The sequence below is a fragment of the Larkinella sp. C7 genome (assembly GCF_006149005.1).
In the GTDB taxonomy this organism is placed as follows: domain Bacteria; phylum Bacteroidota; class Bacteroidia; order Cytophagales; family Spirosomataceae; genus Larkinella.
The window spans coordinates 106,946-123,193 of sequence record NZ_VBSL01000009.1; the positions used below are offsets into that span (position 1 = coordinate 106,946).

General features: G+C 52.4%; 13 protein-coding genes. 6 read left to right on the forward strand and 7 right to left on the reverse strand.

The features are described from left to right. Positions 1–141 precede the first annotated feature (141 nt). Positions 142–1,287 carry a TIGR03364 family FAD-dependent oxidoreductase gene (locus tag FH871_RS21650; RefSeq protein WP_138993509.1) on the reverse strand — a complete coding sequence of 382 codons (1,146 nt, stop codon included), beginning with the start codon at positions 1,285–1,287 and terminating at the stop codon, positions 142–144. A gap of 19 nt (positions 1,288–1,306) precedes the next feature. After that, a complete protein-coding gene (locus tag FH871_RS21655) occupies positions 1,307–2,062 on the reverse strand; it encodes an HAD family hydrolase (RefSeq protein ID WP_138993511.1) in 756 nt (251 codons plus the stop codon). A 184-nt stretch (positions 2,063–2,246) separates the two neighbouring features. Here FH871_RS21655 and FH871_RS21660 point away from each other — a divergent pair, with 184 nt between their 5' ends. Together FH871_RS21660 and eutC are read left to right on the forward strand one after the other, a co-directional pair. Next, complete coding sequence (locus tag FH871_RS21660) at positions 2,247–3,626, forward strand: ethanolamine ammonia-lyase subunit EutB (protein ID WP_138993513.1); 1,380 nt, start codon at positions 2,247–2,249, stop codon at positions 3,624–3,626. Continuing rightward, positions 3,623–4,402, forward strand: coding sequence for an ethanolamine ammonia-lyase subunit EutC (gene eutC / locus FH871_RS21665; protein ID WP_138993514.1), 780 nt, complete (start codon positions 3,623–3,625; stop codon positions 4,400–4,402). The genes FH871_RS21660 and eutC overlap by 4 nt, the downstream gene beginning before the upstream one ends. On the opposite strand, the gene FH871_RS21670 is transcribed toward eutC, so the two are convergent. The 3 genes from FH871_RS21670 to FH871_RS21680 form a co-directional block, all read right to left on the reverse strand. After that, positions 4,399–5,016, reverse strand: coding sequence for a DUF4230 domain-containing protein (locus tag FH871_RS21670; protein WP_138993516.1), 618 nt, complete (start codon positions 5,014–5,016; stop codon positions 4,399–4,401). The two genes, eutC and FH871_RS21670, sit on opposite strands and share 4 nt — an antisense overlap. A 200-nt stretch (positions 5,017–5,216) precedes the next feature. After that, positions 5,217–6,524: a glutamyl-tRNA reductase gene (gene hemA / locus FH871_RS21675; protein ID WP_138993518.1), complete on the reverse strand. Its 1,308-nt coding sequence runs from the start codon at positions 6,522–6,524 to the stop codon at positions 5,217–5,219. 84 nt (positions 6,525–6,608) lie between these two features. Beyond that, entirely contained in the window at positions 6,609–6,803 is a 195-nt protein-coding gene (locus FH871_RS21680; protein ID WP_133299859.1) for a hypothetical protein, read from the reverse strand. Between the two features lie 45 nt (positions 6,804–6,848). Between FH871_RS21680 and FH871_RS21685 the strand changes: the two genes are divergently transcribed. Beyond that, positions 6,849–8,087, forward strand: a complete 1,239-nt coding sequence (locus tag FH871_RS21685; protein ID WP_138993520.1) for a PAS domain-containing sensor histidine kinase — start codon at positions 6,849–6,851, stop codon at positions 8,085–8,087. 32 nt (positions 8,088–8,119) lie between these two features. Here the strand turns inward: FH871_RS21685 and FH871_RS21690 are convergent, their stop codons facing one another. After that, positions 8,120–8,644, reverse strand: a complete 525-nt coding sequence (locus FH871_RS21690; protein WP_138993522.1) for a hypothetical protein — start codon at positions 8,642–8,644, stop codon at positions 8,120–8,122. A 51-nt stretch (positions 8,645–8,695) separates the two neighbouring features. On the opposite strand from FH871_RS21690, the gene FH871_RS21695 reads away from it, so the two are divergent. After that, complete coding sequence (locus FH871_RS21695; RefSeq protein WP_138993523.1) at positions 8,696–9,808, forward strand: acyl transferase; 1,113 nt, start codon at positions 8,696–8,698, stop codon at positions 9,806–9,808. A gap of 6 nt (positions 9,809–9,814) precedes the next feature. Here the strand turns inward: FH871_RS21695 and FH871_RS21700 are convergent, their stop codons facing one another. Next, entirely contained in the window at positions 9,815–10,966 is a 1,152-nt protein-coding gene (locus FH871_RS21700) for a sigma-54 dependent transcriptional regulator (protein WP_138993525.1), read from the reverse strand. 401 nt (positions 10,967–11,367) lie between these two features. Between FH871_RS21700 and FH871_RS21705 the strand changes: the two genes are divergently transcribed. Together FH871_RS21705 and FH871_RS21710 are read left to right on the forward strand one after the other, a co-directional pair. Then, complete coding sequence (locus FH871_RS21705) at positions 11,368–14,544, forward strand: SusC/RagA family TonB-linked outer membrane protein (protein ID WP_138993526.1); 3,177 nt, start codon at positions 11,368–11,370, stop codon at positions 14,542–14,544. Positions 14,545–14,656: 112 nt separating this feature from the next. Next, positions 14,657–16,189: a SusD/RagB family nutrient-binding outer membrane lipoprotein gene (locus tag FH871_RS21710; protein WP_138993528.1), complete on the forward strand. Its 1,533-nt coding sequence runs from the start codon at positions 14,657–14,659 to the stop codon at positions 16,187–16,189. The last annotated feature ends 59 nt before the right edge of the window (positions 16,190–16,248 follow it).

The window sequence follows — 16,248 nt, forward strand, 5'->3', positions numbered from 1 at the left end:
TTCAGTAATTAATTGAAAAAGCAGGAATGGGCCTTTGGCTTTCCTGCTTTTTTTTGTTTCGGAGAAGAAAGAGATGAGAAGAAAGACAAGAGACAGGTCGCGCCTAAACTGTCTTTCCTCTCTTGTCTACACTCTTTCTTCTCACGGAAACAACCGCCTGATTGTTTCTTCTGAAAAACCGGCGCTGGAGGTCATCCCTTTGCCGCCAATCCCGGTGACAATGTGAATGTTTTCCAGATCGGCTTCGAAGATTTCCTGCGTAGTCTGGGCGTAAAAACCGGCCCAGGTCCGTTGAATCCGATCCACCGGGAAGTTAACAATGCGGCTGGCTTCCTCCAGAATTAATTGATTGACATAGTCTTTGGTGTCGAACCCCAGGTCGTCGGTCTGGAGCGCCGTTGCGTATTCGTGCGAATCCCCGATGATGATGGAACCGTCGAGCGCCTGTTTGAACAAGACGTGAATGCCCCATTTTTTTAGCTCGTCCAGGTGTTCCGGCGTCTTGAGACTGGGGTACGACGGACAATCGGCAAACGACTCATACCGCCGGATGGTTAGACCCGTCAGAATGTTGCCGGGAAGGGCAATTTCCGGCATCGGAACCGTCTGCATCATCTGGAGTTTGCTCACCACCAGACCGCTTTCGGCAAACAGGTCGGGGTACAACAAGCGAAATTCGCTGCCGTTGCAGATCAGAACTTTCTGAGCCTCAAACCGTTCGCCATTCGCCAGTTGAACCGTTGCCCCGCTGGCCGTCGATTCGCAGCCAACCACGGCGGCATTGTTGCGATACGTTACGCTGGCATATTTCGTTGTGACGTAATCGATGAGCTTGTAGATCATCAGATCCGGTTCGACGCTGATTTCTTCCGGAAAAACCACGGCACCTTTAACATATTCGGGCCGCAAAACCGGGTATTTTATCAAGGTTTGGGCTTGTGACCACAATTCGCAGGGATAGCCGTCGGCCCGGCGTTGGTCGTATAATTCGTTGGCCAGTTGCCACTCGTCGGCATCCGACGCCACATAAACCGAGCCGTTTTTCCGGACCGAGATGTCGTGTTCCTGCTGAATTTCGTGGTAGAGTTCCAGACTGCGACGCCCGTACTGATACCAGCGCCCGCTCAAACCTGAAGGAACGACCTGCCCAAAATTCCGAACGGTGGCACTGACGGGGCGGTTGTCTTTTTCAAGAACCAGAACCCGCTTGCCGGCACGGGCGGCATGGAGCGCATGAAACGTTCCCAGAATACCGGAGCCGATGATGATGAAATCGAAAGAAGCCAAGAGAAAGAGGGATTACAAATTACAAACTAAGACCGTTAGCCCGTTTTTGAAAGGACGAGGCTGAGAGCAGGGTTGGCAAATCACCGAGCGATCCCAGTAACTGGTCGTGAGGGTAGGCTTCGAGCTGGGCACGGGTGTGGGTGCCGTTGACAACCCCCAGATTGAAGGCAACCCCGGCGGCTCTTCCCGATTGCAGATCCGAAGGCGTATCGCCAACATTGACGACCGACTTTGGGTCAGAAACGCCCAATAACCGCATGGCCTTCTGAATCATCAGTGGCTGCGGACGACCGTGTTCCACCTCATCGCTGGCAATCGATGCCTGAATGATGGTTTGGCTGTTGCCCACATACTGCTCGTCCAGACCGGTTAGCCACCCTAGTTTTTCCAGAATAATATCAGTCACCTTGCGGTAAAAACCGGTGGTCAGCGCAATGCGGATGCCGTTTTTACGCAGGAAATCGAAGGTTTCGAGACAGCCTTCCGTTGGCACAACGGGTTGGGTGCGGTAGTGATTTTCCAGGATTTCGGTAAAAAGCTGGTAGGAATGATCCACTTTGGCCGTCAGTTCCGAAGGCGAAGGCTGGCCCAACTGCTCTCTCCAGAGGGTTTCAAAAACAAACCGCTTGGAAAGGCCCTGCATGGCCAGAATGCGTTCGTCGCTGACGATCAGATCGGTCTGGGAAGCCGCCTGGGCAAAGCAGTGCTCCACCTCGTGCTGGTCCCGAACCGTCGTGCCAGCCATATCAAATACCACCAATTGAAATGCTTTCATTTTTCAAAAACGGATAAAATACCAATCGCCAAACATACAAAAGACCCGCCTATAAACGGTTATCGGTGTATTAAATTCCTGGATTTCTTGGGCTTATCCGAGCTAGTTAGTAGATTCCATTTTTGAACCTCCGGGATTCCGTGAGCCCGGTTTTCGTACAACTCTTTTCGGAATTGTTACCACTATGGCCTACCGCTGTACCGTTCGGAACTTTACCTATCACTTCGACGACCTGAAAATGTTGCTCGCCAAAGCCACGCCCCTGCGGTCGGGCGATCAACTGGCGGGCGTGGCGGCCCAAACCGCCGAGGAGCGGGTGGCGGCCCAGATGGCCCTGGCCGATCTGCCCCTGACGACGTTCCTGAACGAAGCCGTGATTCCGTACGAAACCGATGAAATTACCCGGCTGATTCTGGATACGCACGATGCCAATGCGTTTGCGCCCATCAAAAGCCTGACGGTGGGCGAACTGCGGAATTACCTGCTGTCCGACGAGGTCGATGCGCCAACGCTGACCAACCTGCAACCGGGCCTGACGCCGGAAATGGTGGCCGCTGTGAGTAAGCTGATGCGGAATCAGGATTTGATTACGGTTTCGGCGAAATGTGAAGTCATTACCCGGTTTCGGGACACCATCGGGTTGAAAGGGCGGTTTTCGACCCGACTGCAACCCAACCACCCGACCGACGATTTCCGGGGCGTTGCGGCCAGTATCGTAGACGGTTTGTTCTACGGAAGCGGAGACGCCGTAATTGGCATCAATCCGGCTACCGATCACGTTCGGACGGTGGTTCGGCTGGTCGATATGATGGACCAGATCCGGCAGCGGTTTGAAATTCCGACGCAGACGTGCGTGCTGAGTCACATTACCACCACACTCCAGGCCATCGAACAGGGCGCGCCGGTCGATCTGATGTTTCAGTCCATTGGCGGAACGGAAGCCGTTAACAGCTCCTTCGGGATCAATACGGCCCTGCTTCGGGAGGGTTTTGAAGCTACCCGCGCCCTCAAACGCGGCACTGTGGGTCAGAATGTCATGTATTTTGAAACGGGGCAGGGGAGTGCGCTGTCGGCCAATGCCCATCATGGCGTCGATCAACAGACCTGCGAGGTTCGGGCGTATGCCGTGGCCCGGCTTTTTGAACCTTTGCTGGTCAATACCGTAGTCGGTTTTATCGGACCGGAGTATCTATACAATGGAAAACAAATTATTCGGGCCGGTCTGGAAGACCATTGCTGCGGAAAACTGCTGGGATTGCCGATGGGCGTCGACATCTGTTATACGAACCACGCCGAGGCCGATCAGGACGATATGGACACCCTGCTAACCCTGCTCGGAACCGCGGGCGTTAACTTTATCATGGGTATTCCCGGTGCCGATGACGTGATGCTGCATTACCAGAGTACGTCGTTTCATGATGCGTTATACCTGCGGGATTTGTGCCGCCTGCGCCCCGCGCCGGAATTTGAAGCCTGGCTTTTGCGCATGGAATTGATGAACGCCGACGGAAAGTTGATGCCGGTTAAAAATACCCACCGTTTACTCCAAGCTGCCGGTTTATGAGCCATCTGCCCGACCAACCCGATCCGTGGGCGTTTCTGCAAAGCCACACCTCCGCCCGCATCGCCCGCGGCCGCACGGGCCACAGCCTGCCCACGCGCGCCCTGCTCGATTTTCAACTCGATCACGCCCGCGCCCGGGATGCGGTTTATTCAGAACTGGAGCGGGATACACTATTGACTCAGTTGCAAGTCATCCAACAGCCGGTTTTGCAGCTTCATAGCCGGGCGGCTGACCGGCAACAGTATCTTCAGCGTCCGGATTTAGGTCGGAAACTGGATGAAAAGAGTCTTTCCCACCTCCACCACCTGACAGGTGTATCTGGGAAAAGCGCGCAGGGGTTCGATCTCAGTATTGTGCTGGTCGATGGCTTGTCTGCCACGGCGATCAATCGGCACGCAGGAGCGGTCGTTTCGCGCTTAGTGGAAGAAATCCGGGCCTTAGGCTGGTCACTGGCGCCTTTGTGTCTGGTGGAACAGGGGCGGGTGGCGATTGGCGACGAAATTGCCCACGCACTCAAAGCCGAAACCGTCGTGGTGCTGATTGGCGAACGGCCCGGCCTGACCTCGCCCGACAGCATGGGAGCCTATTTGACGTTCGGGCCGCAACCCGGTTTGACCGACGAATCGCGCAATTGCATCTCCAACATCCGGCCCGAAGGCTTTCCGTACGAAGCGGCCGTACAAAAGTTGCTCTATCTGCTTACCGAAATGAAAACCCGGCGGTTGTCGGGGGTGCTGTTGAAAGATGAGTTTGACGACAATCTATTGACGCCTTAGCGAAGGGGCTGCAATGTGGCTTTCATGCGGGTCGTCAGAAATACTTTTTTGCCCGAAATCCGCTCCAGCATCGGTTTGAGAATTTTGTCGGCATTCTGCCGGGTTTGTTCCAGAATTCCGCTGTTCAGTGCCGACTGCCGGATTTGGGTTTCGGCCCGTCGGTAGGCTTCGTTGACCAACTGGGCTTCTTCAAAAAAGGCGTATTCCGTATTGAAAACCCGCGAGCGGTTGTGGTTGATCTTGTAGGAACAGATTTCCGGGTCGGGCAAATGAACGATCAGGCTATCGCCCTGGGCGGTTATATCGTCGGCGGTTATTTTGGTCAGATCCAGGCAACCAATCGCTTCGCCTTCCACAATCAGCACGGCTTTCGGGTTGGGCAACCACTCCCGGACAAACTGGTGTTCGACAATGTCTTTGAAGCGGTATTGAACCAGTTCGAGTTTCCCTAGCTCAGTCACTTCCTGCAAAACCACCGTCTGAACGGTAGCTTCTTTCTTCGTCAACCCGCTGAAAACCGACCAGCCCCGCAGTTGTTCCCACAGCACAACCAGGCCAACGACCAGAAGGACGATGAAAAACAGGCGGAGAATCGTATTGATAAAGCGGGACATAGCGACAGAGTTTACGGTTTATGGTATTCGGTTTACGGGAATTGACACGTTTTTGTGTATGCGTCAGTCCCGGTGGGGAACCGCACCGATCCGACGGCCCGGCGCAAACGGTAAACCGAATACCGTAAACGGACATTGCCTAAACGAAAAATCCCAAACCAATTGCTTCGTTTGGGATCTTAAGGAACGCTCATCATAGGTTAGTGAAAATTCTGCGATGCATCGGCGGGTTGTTTTTCCAGGTCGAACAAATCCGTTAACACGTCGATCAGGGTATCGGCTTCGCCCCGTTTGCAGGCGGCTTTGAGTTGCAATACCGGTGACTTCATAATTTTTTGCATGATGCTGCGCGTAATCTTATCCACTTTTTCGGATTCCTCGGCAGTCATGTTTTTCAAATGGCGGGCAATTTCTTCTTTCCGAATCTGCTCCAGCGCATTTTTGAATTTGTTGATCGTGGGTGACACCACCATTTCCCGTGACCAGTCGTTGAAATCGGCAATCGACTGATCGATGATGGCTTCAACCTGCGGAATCGACGCCATCCGGCGGCTCAGGGCTTCGTCGGCCCGGTTGCGGATGTGGTCGATGTTATACAAAAGCACACCCGGAATCTGCTCAATGTTGGTATCGATGCTCCGGGGAACGGATAAGTCAATGAAATATTTGAACGTCAGCGAGTTTAAACCGGCCAGCAAGTCGGTGGTAATGAGCGGTTTTTCAACCAGCACCGATGCAATGATCACGTCCGCTTTGGCAATTTCCTCCGTTAGATCGGCCATATCGGCCACCCGGAACGCGTGTTTCTCCGCCAGCGCATCGGCTTTGGAACGGGTACGGTTGCAGAGCGTGATGCGGTTTAATTTGCGGGCGGCCAGGTTTTCGCAGATGTCCGCGCCAATTTCGCCCAGGCCAACCACCAACACCGAGGGCGTCGCCGGGCCGTGACCCGCCGGGCAGCCGGTGGTTCCCACCAGTTCTTCAATCAATTCAACGGCGGCATACGAAACCGAAGCGGCTCCGTCGCGGAAACTGGTTTCCTGCGCTACCCGTTTGTTGGTAAAGAAGATGGTGTGCATCAGCCGGTGCAGGAAAGGACCCGCCATATCGAGGTCGGCCGACCATTGATAGGCTTGCTTGACCTGATTCGGAATCTGCATGTCGCCCACGACCTGCGAGTGCAAACCGGTGCAGACTTCGAACAGATGCCGAACGGATTCGGCCTGCGTATCAAAAAAATGAAAATAAGGAAGGTAATCTTCCGTCGAGGTTATTCCTTTTTCGGTGAGTAGCAACCGGGCAATTTCCCGGTTCAGATTTTGCGGGGAAGTGTAATAAACCTCCGTGCGGTTGCAGGTAGAAATAACCAGCGATTCCGAGGCTCCAAAAAACTCCCGAAGCTTGATCAGAAATTGCTTGGACTCGTCTTCATTTAATGCAATTAGCTCCCGGACAGCCAGGGGGGCGGTTTTATGTGAAAGGCTAATTGATTGAAAGAAATCGTGCATTGCTACTTTTCAAAATATGCTCAAAATTACGATACAATTCTCTTACAGAAAACACTGTTGGTGCAGATTCAGTTTACTAGTTACTTATTTAGAACCTCTATAAACTATTGCAAAGTTCTCTTCTTTATATCCTATTTGCAATATTATTCCGGTGAGACGGGCAATAAGGACATTGAATTGCTGAAAATGAGCGTTATGACGTAAGTCTGTTGCGAAGTTACCACCTGAAGCGGTTGTGATTTGATGATGAGAATCAGCCCATAAAATGATAATTTTCACCCGATACGTCGAAAACCGGAGTTAGGTTGCTTCAAACCGAAATCTATGTTGAAGTCACTGGATATTTATGGTCAGCGAAACACGCTGAAGATTGTCGTTGCCCTGAATCTGCTTTTAGTCGGTACGGCTTCCCTGCTCTACACCAACCGGTTGGTGGAACGGCTGGAAGAACGGGAAGAGAATTACGTCAAGTTGTATGCTAAAGCGCTGGTCAAGGCTTATGATGAGAATTCGAACGAGGATATGACGTTCATTACCCAGGAAATTATTTTCGTCAACGAAAAAAACCAGGTTCCAACGATTTATGTAGATGAGAACGATAAAATTATCGTTCACAATTTTACTTTTCTTCCGGGCACTCCCGACGAAGAAATGGACCTGGAATTGGAAGAAAATCTGGCGGAAATGAAAGAAGAGCATAAACCTATTGTGGTTGAGATGGGTAACAAGAAACGCGGCTACATTTATTACCACAATTCCTCGTTACTGACCCAACTCCGGTTTTTTCCGTACGTTCAGCTTGCGGTGATGATCGCCCTCGGTTTTCTGGCCTATCTGGCGTTCAGTTCGGCCCGGAGGGCGGAGCAAAACCGGGTTTGGGTGGGTCTGGCGAAAGAAACCGCTCACCAGTTGGGGACCCCGCTGTCGTCGCTGATGGCCTGGGTCGAATACTTTCGCACCGATCCGGCGATGGATCAGTCGATTGCCGATGAAATTGAGAAAGATGTCAACCGGCTGGAGACGATTGCGACCCGGTTTTCCAGCATCGGCTCCATTCCGACGCTGAAGCGGGAGGATCTCTACGAAACCGTCCACCAATTTATCACCTACCTCGAAAAACGCATTTCAACGAAGGTCAAAATGCACGTTGAAAACTATCTGGTCGATGGCCGGGAGGTGAAAATCAACAAGTTGCTGTTTGAATGGGTCATTGAAAACATCTGTAAGAATGCCGTCGATGCGATGGGCGGGATTGGTAGCCTGACGATCCGGTTGTTACCGCTGCCCCGCAACGAAATTGCCATCGACATCACTGACACGGGCAAAGGCATCAGCAAGGCCAATTTGCAGAAGGTGTTTAACCCCGGTTACAGCACCAAAAAACGGGGGTGGGGTCTGGGCCTGACGCTGGCGAAACGGATTATTGAAGAATACCACAACGGACGGCTGTATGTCAAAAGCTCCGAAGTGGGCAAGGGAACGACGTTCCGGATTTTGCTGCGGGAAACCGTGGTGGGCGAAGAACCGGCTCTGGAAAGCCACAAAACGATTCGCAGTGCGTAAAACCGGTTGTTACGCACTGCGAATCGTATATTTTAGTTCAGGGGAACGGAAATGGTATCAGTTTCCACGACGTTACTAACGCGCAACTGGCGGTCCCGAATGCGAATGGCGAATTTGACCGGCGTCATGCGGGTATTGCGCGACCGCAGAAAGCTTTGGGAGAAATCCAGTTTACCCTCCAGCGGACTGTTCTTGTTGTCCGGTTTCAAACGGGGAAAAAACAGTTTGTTGAGAACCGGCAGATCGACATATTCGAACTTGCCATTGACAAACCGGTAGGTTTTTAATTCATAATTTCCCCATTCCAGATAATTCAGAGAATCTTTGGTTCGCTCATCCACGGATAGTCCCAGATCACCGTCACCGTCCTGAAACTGAACCGTAATCACCAGCGAATCTTTGGGAATCTGGGAAAAATCGTCGAAGGCCGGATACGATGTAACCGACGGGGAGCTTATTTTGGGCGTGTTGTCAAAGTCAGGGGGTTCCAGACAGCCGATCAAAAGGGCTGAAAATCCTAAAAAAAACAGGCCTTGTCGAATAAATCGCGTAGACATCGTGTTAATAAGCTAATCGTTACCAGTTTGTCTTTACCAGGCTTACCCGCCATGAATAAGCCCCTTTCTACTCTTACTTTGTCGCCTTCAAGCATTCGTCACGAACTCCGAAACCGCATCATCCGGCTTGCTGCAACCGACCGTTCCGGGTTCGATTCGCTCACACTGGCGGTTTTTCGCTATCAGGCTGCTTTCAATCCCATTTACAGTTTGTATCTGAAGTACCTGAACGTTCAGCCTGAAAAGATACGAACCATCGCTCAAATTCCGTTTCTCCCCATCGGTTTTTTCAAACAGCACCCGATTCTGACGCGCTCGTCTGATGAAGCAAGACCGTCTTTGGAAGACCTGTTAACCTTTGAAAGCAGCGGTACGACGGGGGTGGTAACCAGCCGCCATTTTGTTTCTGATCCAGTATTGTACGATACCATCAGCCAGAAAATTTTTGAAACCCGCTACGGGCCGCTCGATCGCTTCCACATTCTGGCCCTCTTACCGTCTTATCTTGAACGAAATAACTCGTCGTTAGTGTATATGGTTCAGCGGTTTATTCAGAAAACCAACTCGGCGTTTTCGGGATTTTTTCTGCACAATACCGCCGATCTGACCGCTGCATTGCAGGAACTGGCTGCCCATCCGGAGCCGGATCACAACATCCTGCTCATTGGCGTCACGTTTGCACTACTCGACTGGGCCGAATCTGATACGGATTTTTCGTTTCTGAAGTCCCTGCCCCGTTTGGTGGTGATGGAAACTGGGGGTATGAAAGGCCGGCGGCAGGAGTTGCTCCGCGAAGAAGTCCACGATCTGCTGACGGCCCGGCTGGGTGTATCGGCCATTCATTCGGAATACGGCATGACCGAATTACTGTCGCAGGCCTACTCGACCGGGGACGGGGTTTTTCAAATGTCACCAACCCTCCGCGTGCTGCTTCGCGACGTGAATGATCCGTTTTCCATCCTTCCATTACCAGACGATCAACCGGCCTCGGCAACACGCCTGACGGGAGGAATCAATGTGATCGACCTGGCTAATCTGGATTCCTGTAGTTTTATTGAAACCCAGGATTTGGGGCAATATGAAAAAGGTACACCCAATGGCTTTCGGGTCATCGGCCGGTTCGATAATTCGGATATTCGGGGCTGTAATCTGATGGTGATTTAGTCCGCTTCAGGCGTACATTTCGACATCATTCCGGCTAATTTCATCCCCGCACAGAATGACCAGCCGTTCGACTACATTGCGTAATTCCCGGACATTTCCGGTCCAGGGCAGGGACTGAAGATAGGCCATGGCATCCGGTGTGATTTCCTTGGCTTGCGCGCCGTACTCTTCCGCGATGTCGTGCAGAAATTTATCGGCCAGCAGCGGAATGTCTTCCCGCCGGTCGGCCAGCGGAGGAACGTGGATGCGAATAACGCTCAGCCGGTGGAAAAGGTCTTCGCGGAACATTCCTTCCTGAATCTCTTTGCGGAGGTCTTTATTGGTGGCCGCAATCACCCGAACATTGATTTTGATTTCTTTGTCCCCACCCACCCGGGTGATTTTACTTTCCTGCAGAGCCCGCAGCACTTTGGCCTGGGCGGAAAGACTCATATCTCCGATTTCGTCCAGAAACAGCGTGCCACCGTCGGCCTGCTCAAATTTGCCGGTACGCCGGGCCGAGGCACCGGTGAAAGCTCCTTTTTCGTGGCCAAATAATTCGCTTTCAATGAGTTCACTCGGGATCGCTGCGCAATTGACTTCGATCAGCGGCATGGCCGAACGGCTTCCTTTTTCGTGGATTTGCTTGGCAACCATCTCTTTCCCGGAGCCATTGGCCCCCGTAATCAGAACCCGGGCTTCGGTGGGAGCAACGCGGTCGATGGTGTCTTTAACCCGGCGAATCGGGTCGGAATCGCCCACGATCTCGTTGAGTTTATAGATCCGCCGTTTCAGGGTTTTGGTCTCCATCACCAGTTTGGCTTTTTCGATGGCATTGCGAACCGTGACCAGCAGACGGTTCAAATCGGGCGGTTTGATGATGAAGTCAAAAGCCCCCCGTTTCGTGGCTTCCACGGCATTTTCAACGTTGCCGTAAGCCGAAATCATGATAAACTGGGTTCCTTTACCAACGTCGGCGGCTTTCAGCAACAACTCAAGACCGTCCATTTTGGGCATCTTGATGTCGCAAAGCGCTACATCGTAGCTATTCTGTTTAATCAAATCCAGTCCCTCCTCACCGTCTTTGGCCTCGTCAACTTCATAGCCTTCATATTCCAGAATGTCACGGAGCGCATCCCGAATGCTTTTTTCATCATCAATGATGATCAATCTCGCCATAAATCAATGTTACTTAATAAAATAACCTGGTAACTTGTCCGAAAACTAACTTTTTCGCAACCGAATTCAGGTGGAAAGTAATAGAAAGAGATTTCAATAAACAAGGTTATGTCTTTTTTTTTAGAGGAATCGAACAAACAGCGATCGAAAAGGATTCCTGACCCACCCAGGGCTTGCCGATTAGTGCAATTGCCGGACAAAATCATAGGGAAATTAGGGATTTTGCCGGTATAATTTTGACTGACCGACGAAAAATATCTAAAAAATGCCTTGTAATATCCTAAAAGTTACTGCAATTTAGAAAAACCGATAATCTGGGCTGAATTACGGGTATATTCAATATAATCTTGCTCTTTTACTATTTTACTCCTTTACCATCTTTATTTTAAAAACCATTTCCTATGCAGTATTCTACTTTCCTACGAAGTTTGCTAACGGTATGGCTGGGGGTCCTGTTGGTAGCAGGCGCTCAGGCACAAGACCAGCGGGTGACCGGAACGGTGCTTTCCGGAAAAGACCAGCAGCCCGTCGCGGGGGTTTCGGTCCTGATCAAAAACTCTACCCTCGGAACCACGACCGATGCCACGGGAAAATTTGCCCTGAATGTACCGGCCAATGCGGTTCTGGTCTTCAGTTCCATCGGTTTCCAGGGCCGGGAGGTTCCGGTCGGCAATCAAACGGTTCTGACCGTGACCCTCGAAGAAGGCTCCCAGAGCCTCAACGAAGTGGTTGTAACGGCCCTCGGGATCAAAAAAGAAGCCAAGCGGCTGGGGTATGCCACGGCCAACGTGAACTCGGAACAGATCACGACCAACCGAACCGTTAATTTCATGAACGCCCTGCAAGGCAAAGTGGCCGGGGTCAACATCTCGAATTTAGGTACGGGTGCCGCCGGTACCAGCAAAATCCGGATTCGCGGGCAGTCATCGTTCTCCGGACAGAACTCACCCCTGATCGTGGTCAATGGGGTGCCCATCGACAACACGAACTTCGGCCAGAACAACGGCAACACGGGCAGCGACGGCTCCATCGCCGGGCGCGACCGGAACTACTCCGACGGGGGCGACGGACTTTCGTCCATTAACCCGGACGACATCGAGGGCATGACCGTTCTGAAAGGAGGGACCGCGGCAGCACTTTATGGCTCACGGGCCAAAGACGGGGTCATCATGATCACGACCAAAACCAAAGGCAGCGGGCAGGGCATCGGTGTCGTGTATAACACCAACTTCACAACCGACACGCCCCTGGATTTTACTGATTTTCAGTATGAATACGGGCAGGGAGAATACGGCGTTCGGCCCACGGCGGCCAACCCAACTTCCGGGGTGTGGAGCTTTGGTGAGAAATTCAACGGACAGACGCAAGTTCTTTTCGGCGGTGTTACGGTTCCCTACGTACCCGTTCGCGACCGGATCAAGAAATTCTACCGCACCGGCTCCACCTGGACCAACTCCGTTTCCGTTTCGTCGGGCAGCGACCGGGGCGGTTTCAACCTGTCGGTTTCCAACACGGATAACAAGGGAATTACCGCGAACAACTCGTTCAACCGCAAGACCATCAACCTCGGATTCAGCTACAATCTATCGCCGAAACTGACGGTAACGGGAACGCTCAATTACTCCAACGAGTACAACAAAAACCCGCCCCAGATTGCCCAGCAGGACAACAGTACGCCAACGGTGATTTACACCATGTCGAACTCGATGCCCCTCGATTTGCTGGAAGCCAACCAGATCAATCCGGCAACGGGCAACGAATTCATCTGGTCGCGGTTTCAGAACCGGACCAATCCGTATTTTGTCCTCAGCCAGAAATTTGAAAACATCCGGCGTGACCGTCTGCTGGGTAACCTGACGGCCCGCTACAATTTTACGGACTGGCTGTATCTGCAGGGCCGGGTTGGGCAGGATTTCTGGTCGCGGGATCAGGACTACAATTTCCCGACAGGTCAGGCTTCGCTGGCAGCCGCGCCCGCTGGTTTTGTGAACGGGGCCTACGTGCAGGAAGCCCGCCGGTTTCGCGAAATCAATGCTGACTTCCTGATTGGAGCGAATAAAACCTTTGGCAAGTTTGGCGTCGATCTTACGGTGGGGGGAAACCAGTTGTACCGCCGAAGTGACCTGAACAGCGTACTGGTCACCGACTTTATCGTTCGGGGTCTTTATATTCCGCAAAATGGCCGGGTGAAAGATCCGACCTACGGTTTGAGCGAGCGGAAAGTGAATTCACTCTACGGAGCAGCCGAATTTTCGTTCAACGACTTTCTGTATCTGAACGTAACGGCGCGAAACGACTGGTTTTCGACGCTGGCTCCGGCCAACCGCAGTGTTCTATACCCATCCATTACGGGTAGTTTCGTGTTTTCCCAGGCCTTCAGCAACCTGCCAAACTGGCTTAATTTCGGGAAAGTCCGGGCTGCTTATGCCGAAGTGGGTAGTGATGGCGACGTGGCTCCGTATTCCAACAACCTGTTCTACAGCGTGGGAGCCAATTTATTCCCCAACCCTGCGGGCTTAGGCCAGCCGGTGGGCAACATCACCTCGAACACCGTTCCGAGTGCGACGCTGCGACCCAGCCGGACCGCAGAAACCGAAGTGGGAATTGAGCTGAAACTGTTCAATAACCGCGTCGGACTAGATCTGGCGTTTTACAACAAAATCACCAGTGACCAGATCGTGGCGGCTCAGTCGTCCGATGCGTCCGGTTATACCAATACGCTGATCAACAGTGGCCAAAGCCGCAACCAGGGTTTTGAAGTACTGCTCAACGTATCACCATTCCGGACGAAAGATTTCTCCTGGGACATTACCCTGAACGGTTCGTATAACCAGACCAAACTGCTCCGGTTGCTGACTGACGTTGCGGGAGAACAGATCGTGGTGGGTAACGGGATTTACGTGGGCGACCTACGCCATGTCGTCGGTCAGCCGCTGGGCCAACTGTACACGTTCGGGTATGTGCGCGATGCGCAGGGGCGGATTGTTCACGGGGGTGATGGCTTGCCGGTTCGGACGCCGGCACCAATTTCGTTTGGTTCGGCCTTGCCTAAATACATCGGTGGGATCAACAACTCGTTTACGTATAAAGGCATCAATCTGTCGTTCCTGATTGATTTTAAACTGGGCGGAAAAATGATTTCGGGCACCAACCTCAACACCTACCGGCACGGTTTGCAGAAGGAATCGCTGGTGGGCCGGGGTGAAGCCGATAACAAGATGGTGGGTGTCGGTGTCAACGAACGGGGCGAGGTCAACACGGTTCGGGCTTTTGTGCAGGATTATTACTCGGTCGGACGTTCGAAGAGCCTGGGCGAGCAGGTGGTCTACGATGCCGGTTTCTGGAAACTGCGTCAGATCACGCTGGGCTATGATTTTACGAAAATGTTACCCAGCAAGCTGTTCATCAAAGGCGTTCGGCTGAGTGCGGTGGCCAACAACGTTGCGCTGCTGAAAAAATGGGTACCCAACATCGACCCCGAACAGTTCGGATTCAGTTCGGATAACCTGGTTGGTCTCGAATCAACGGGCTTGCCCACGACCCGGAGTATTGGTTTCAACCTTAATGTTAGATTCTAAATCGATTTACGGTATTCGGTTTTCAGTTTACGGTAGCTGGTGCAAGCGACCTTTGCGTTCGTCAGCCACCGTAAACTGAAAACCGTAAACCGAATACCTCAATTTGAAAATTATGAAAAAGACAGCTTTATACATTCCGTTGATTGCCCTGCTACTTACCACAAGCGGGTGCGAGGAAGGGTTCGACGAACTGAATGTCAATCCGACCGCAGCGACGGCCCTTAATCCGCTTTTTACGTTTAATAATGCGATGATCAACACCACCTTCCCCGGATCGACGATGGTATTTGAGCATCCCATCGTGCAGCAGGTTTTTTCGCCCAACTCCGGGGTGTTGGCGGGTGGAAACTTTAACGTCGACAACCGGGGGCCCACCGGTCCCAACACCGGGATCTGGCAGCGGTATTACCGGGATGTCATCCGGTATCTGGTGGATGTAATTGCCAAAACAAAAGATGACGCCAACCGGACGAATCTCTACCACATGGCCCGGATCTGGAAAGCCTACGCTTTCATGGTGCTGACCGACACTTACGGCGACATTCCTTACAAGGAAGCAGGTCTGGGATTCCTGCAGGCCAACATAACACCGAAATATGATACCCAGCAAAGCATTTACGACGACATCATCAAGGAATTAACGGAAGCAACCGCAGCCCTGGATGCCGCCAAGCCTACGGAAGCCGGGGACATCGTGTATGGCGGGAACATCGTGAAATGGAAAAAATTCGGCAATTCCGTTCTGTTGCGAGCCGGGATGCGGCTTACGAAAGTGAACCCGACCCTGGCGCAGGCCACAGCAGTAAAAGCGCTAGCCGGTGGTGTGATTCTAACCAATGCCGATAACGGTCTCGTTCGGAACAATGCCAATTACCAGAATCCGGTAGGAACGATGCTTAATTCGACGGAGGCTGCCAATTTATACCTGACCCGGTATTTTGTAAACTACCTGCGGACGAACGAAGATCCCCGGTTAGCGTCGATTGCTGCGCGGTATGTTGGGGCCAAAAGTGGTGCCGAGCAAACCGCAGCCCGGATTAACCGCGATCCAGCCGTGCAAATCGGTATGCCGATGGGCTTCGACAATGGTACGATTCCAGCGCAGGCAACGGCCGACAAACTGGCGAGTTTCTACGATTATTCGCAGTTGGATCGCACGCGCCTGGGCAGGCTGGACGCGCCTACGTTTATGGTGACGGCCGCCCAGACAAATTTGCTACTGGCAGAAGCCGCCCAACGTGGCTGGATCACCGGCAGCGCGGCCGATTACTACGCGGCTGGCGTGACGGCCCACATGCAGCAGTTGGGCGATGCCGATGCAACCTCGGCAGTTCCGGCGGCTGCCATTACCGCTTATCTCCAGAAAAACCCGTATGTGGCCGCCAATGGTCTGGAAATGATCAACACGCAATACTGGGTAGCGTCGCTTCTGAATGGCCCGGAGGTGTTTGCTAATTTCCGGCGGAGCGGCTTTCCAAAGCTGACGCCTAATCCATATCCCGGCAAGGAGATCAAAGGAAACTTTATCAATCGCATCACCTATCCGGATTCCGAGCTATCGGTGAATAAAGCAAATCAGGCTGAGGCACTTTCCCGTCAGGGTCCTGATAACCAGGATAGCCGGGTTTGGTGGGATAAACAGTAGAACTATCCATTCAACAAAAAAACCGGAAGGAAACTTCCGGTTTTTTTGGATCTAAACGA

Bases quoted from the DNA above. Each gene is read 5' to 3' on its own strand.
- FH871_RS21700 (WP_138993525.1), bottom strand. From the start codon at position 10,966: ATGGCGAGATTGATCATCATTGATGATGAAAAAAGCATTCGGGATGCG.
- FH871_RS21710 (WP_138993528.1), top strand. From the start codon at position 14,657: ATGAAAAAGACAGCTTTATACATTCCGTTGATTGCCCTGCTACTTACC.
- FH871_RS21655 (WP_138993511.1), bottom strand. From the start codon at position 2,062: ATGAAAGCATTTCAATTGGTGGTATTTGATATGGCTGGCACGACGGTT.
- FH871_RS21670 (WP_138993516.1), bottom strand. From the start codon at position 5,016: ATGTCCCGCTTTATCAATACGATTCTCCGCCTGTTTTTCATCGTCCTT.
- FH871_RS21695 (WP_138993523.1), top strand. From the start codon at position 8,696: ATGAATAAGCCCCTTTCTACTCTTACTTTGTCGCCTTCAAGCATTCGT.
- FH871_RS21690 (WP_138993522.1), bottom strand. From the start codon at position 8,644: ATGTCTACGCGATTTATTCGACAAGGCCTGTTTTTTTTAGGATTTTCA.
- FH871_RS21660 (WP_138993513.1), top strand. From the start codon at position 2,247: ATGGCCTACCGCTGTACCGTTCGGAACTTTACCTATCACTTCGACGAC.
- FH871_RS21705 (WP_138993526.1), top strand. From the start codon at position 11,368: ATGCAGTATTCTACTTTCCTACGAAGTTTGCTAACGGTATGGCTGGGG.
- hemA (WP_138993518.1), bottom strand. From the start codon at position 6,524: ATGCACGATTTCTTTCAATCAATTAGCCTTTCACATAAAACCGCCCCC.
- FH871_RS21685 (WP_138993520.1), top strand. From the start codon at position 6,849: ATGTTGAAGTCACTGGATATTTATGGTCAGCGAAACACGCTGAAGATT.
- eutC (WP_138993514.1), top strand. From the start codon at position 3,623: ATGAGCCATCTGCCCGACCAACCCGATCCGTGGGCGTTTCTGCAAAGC.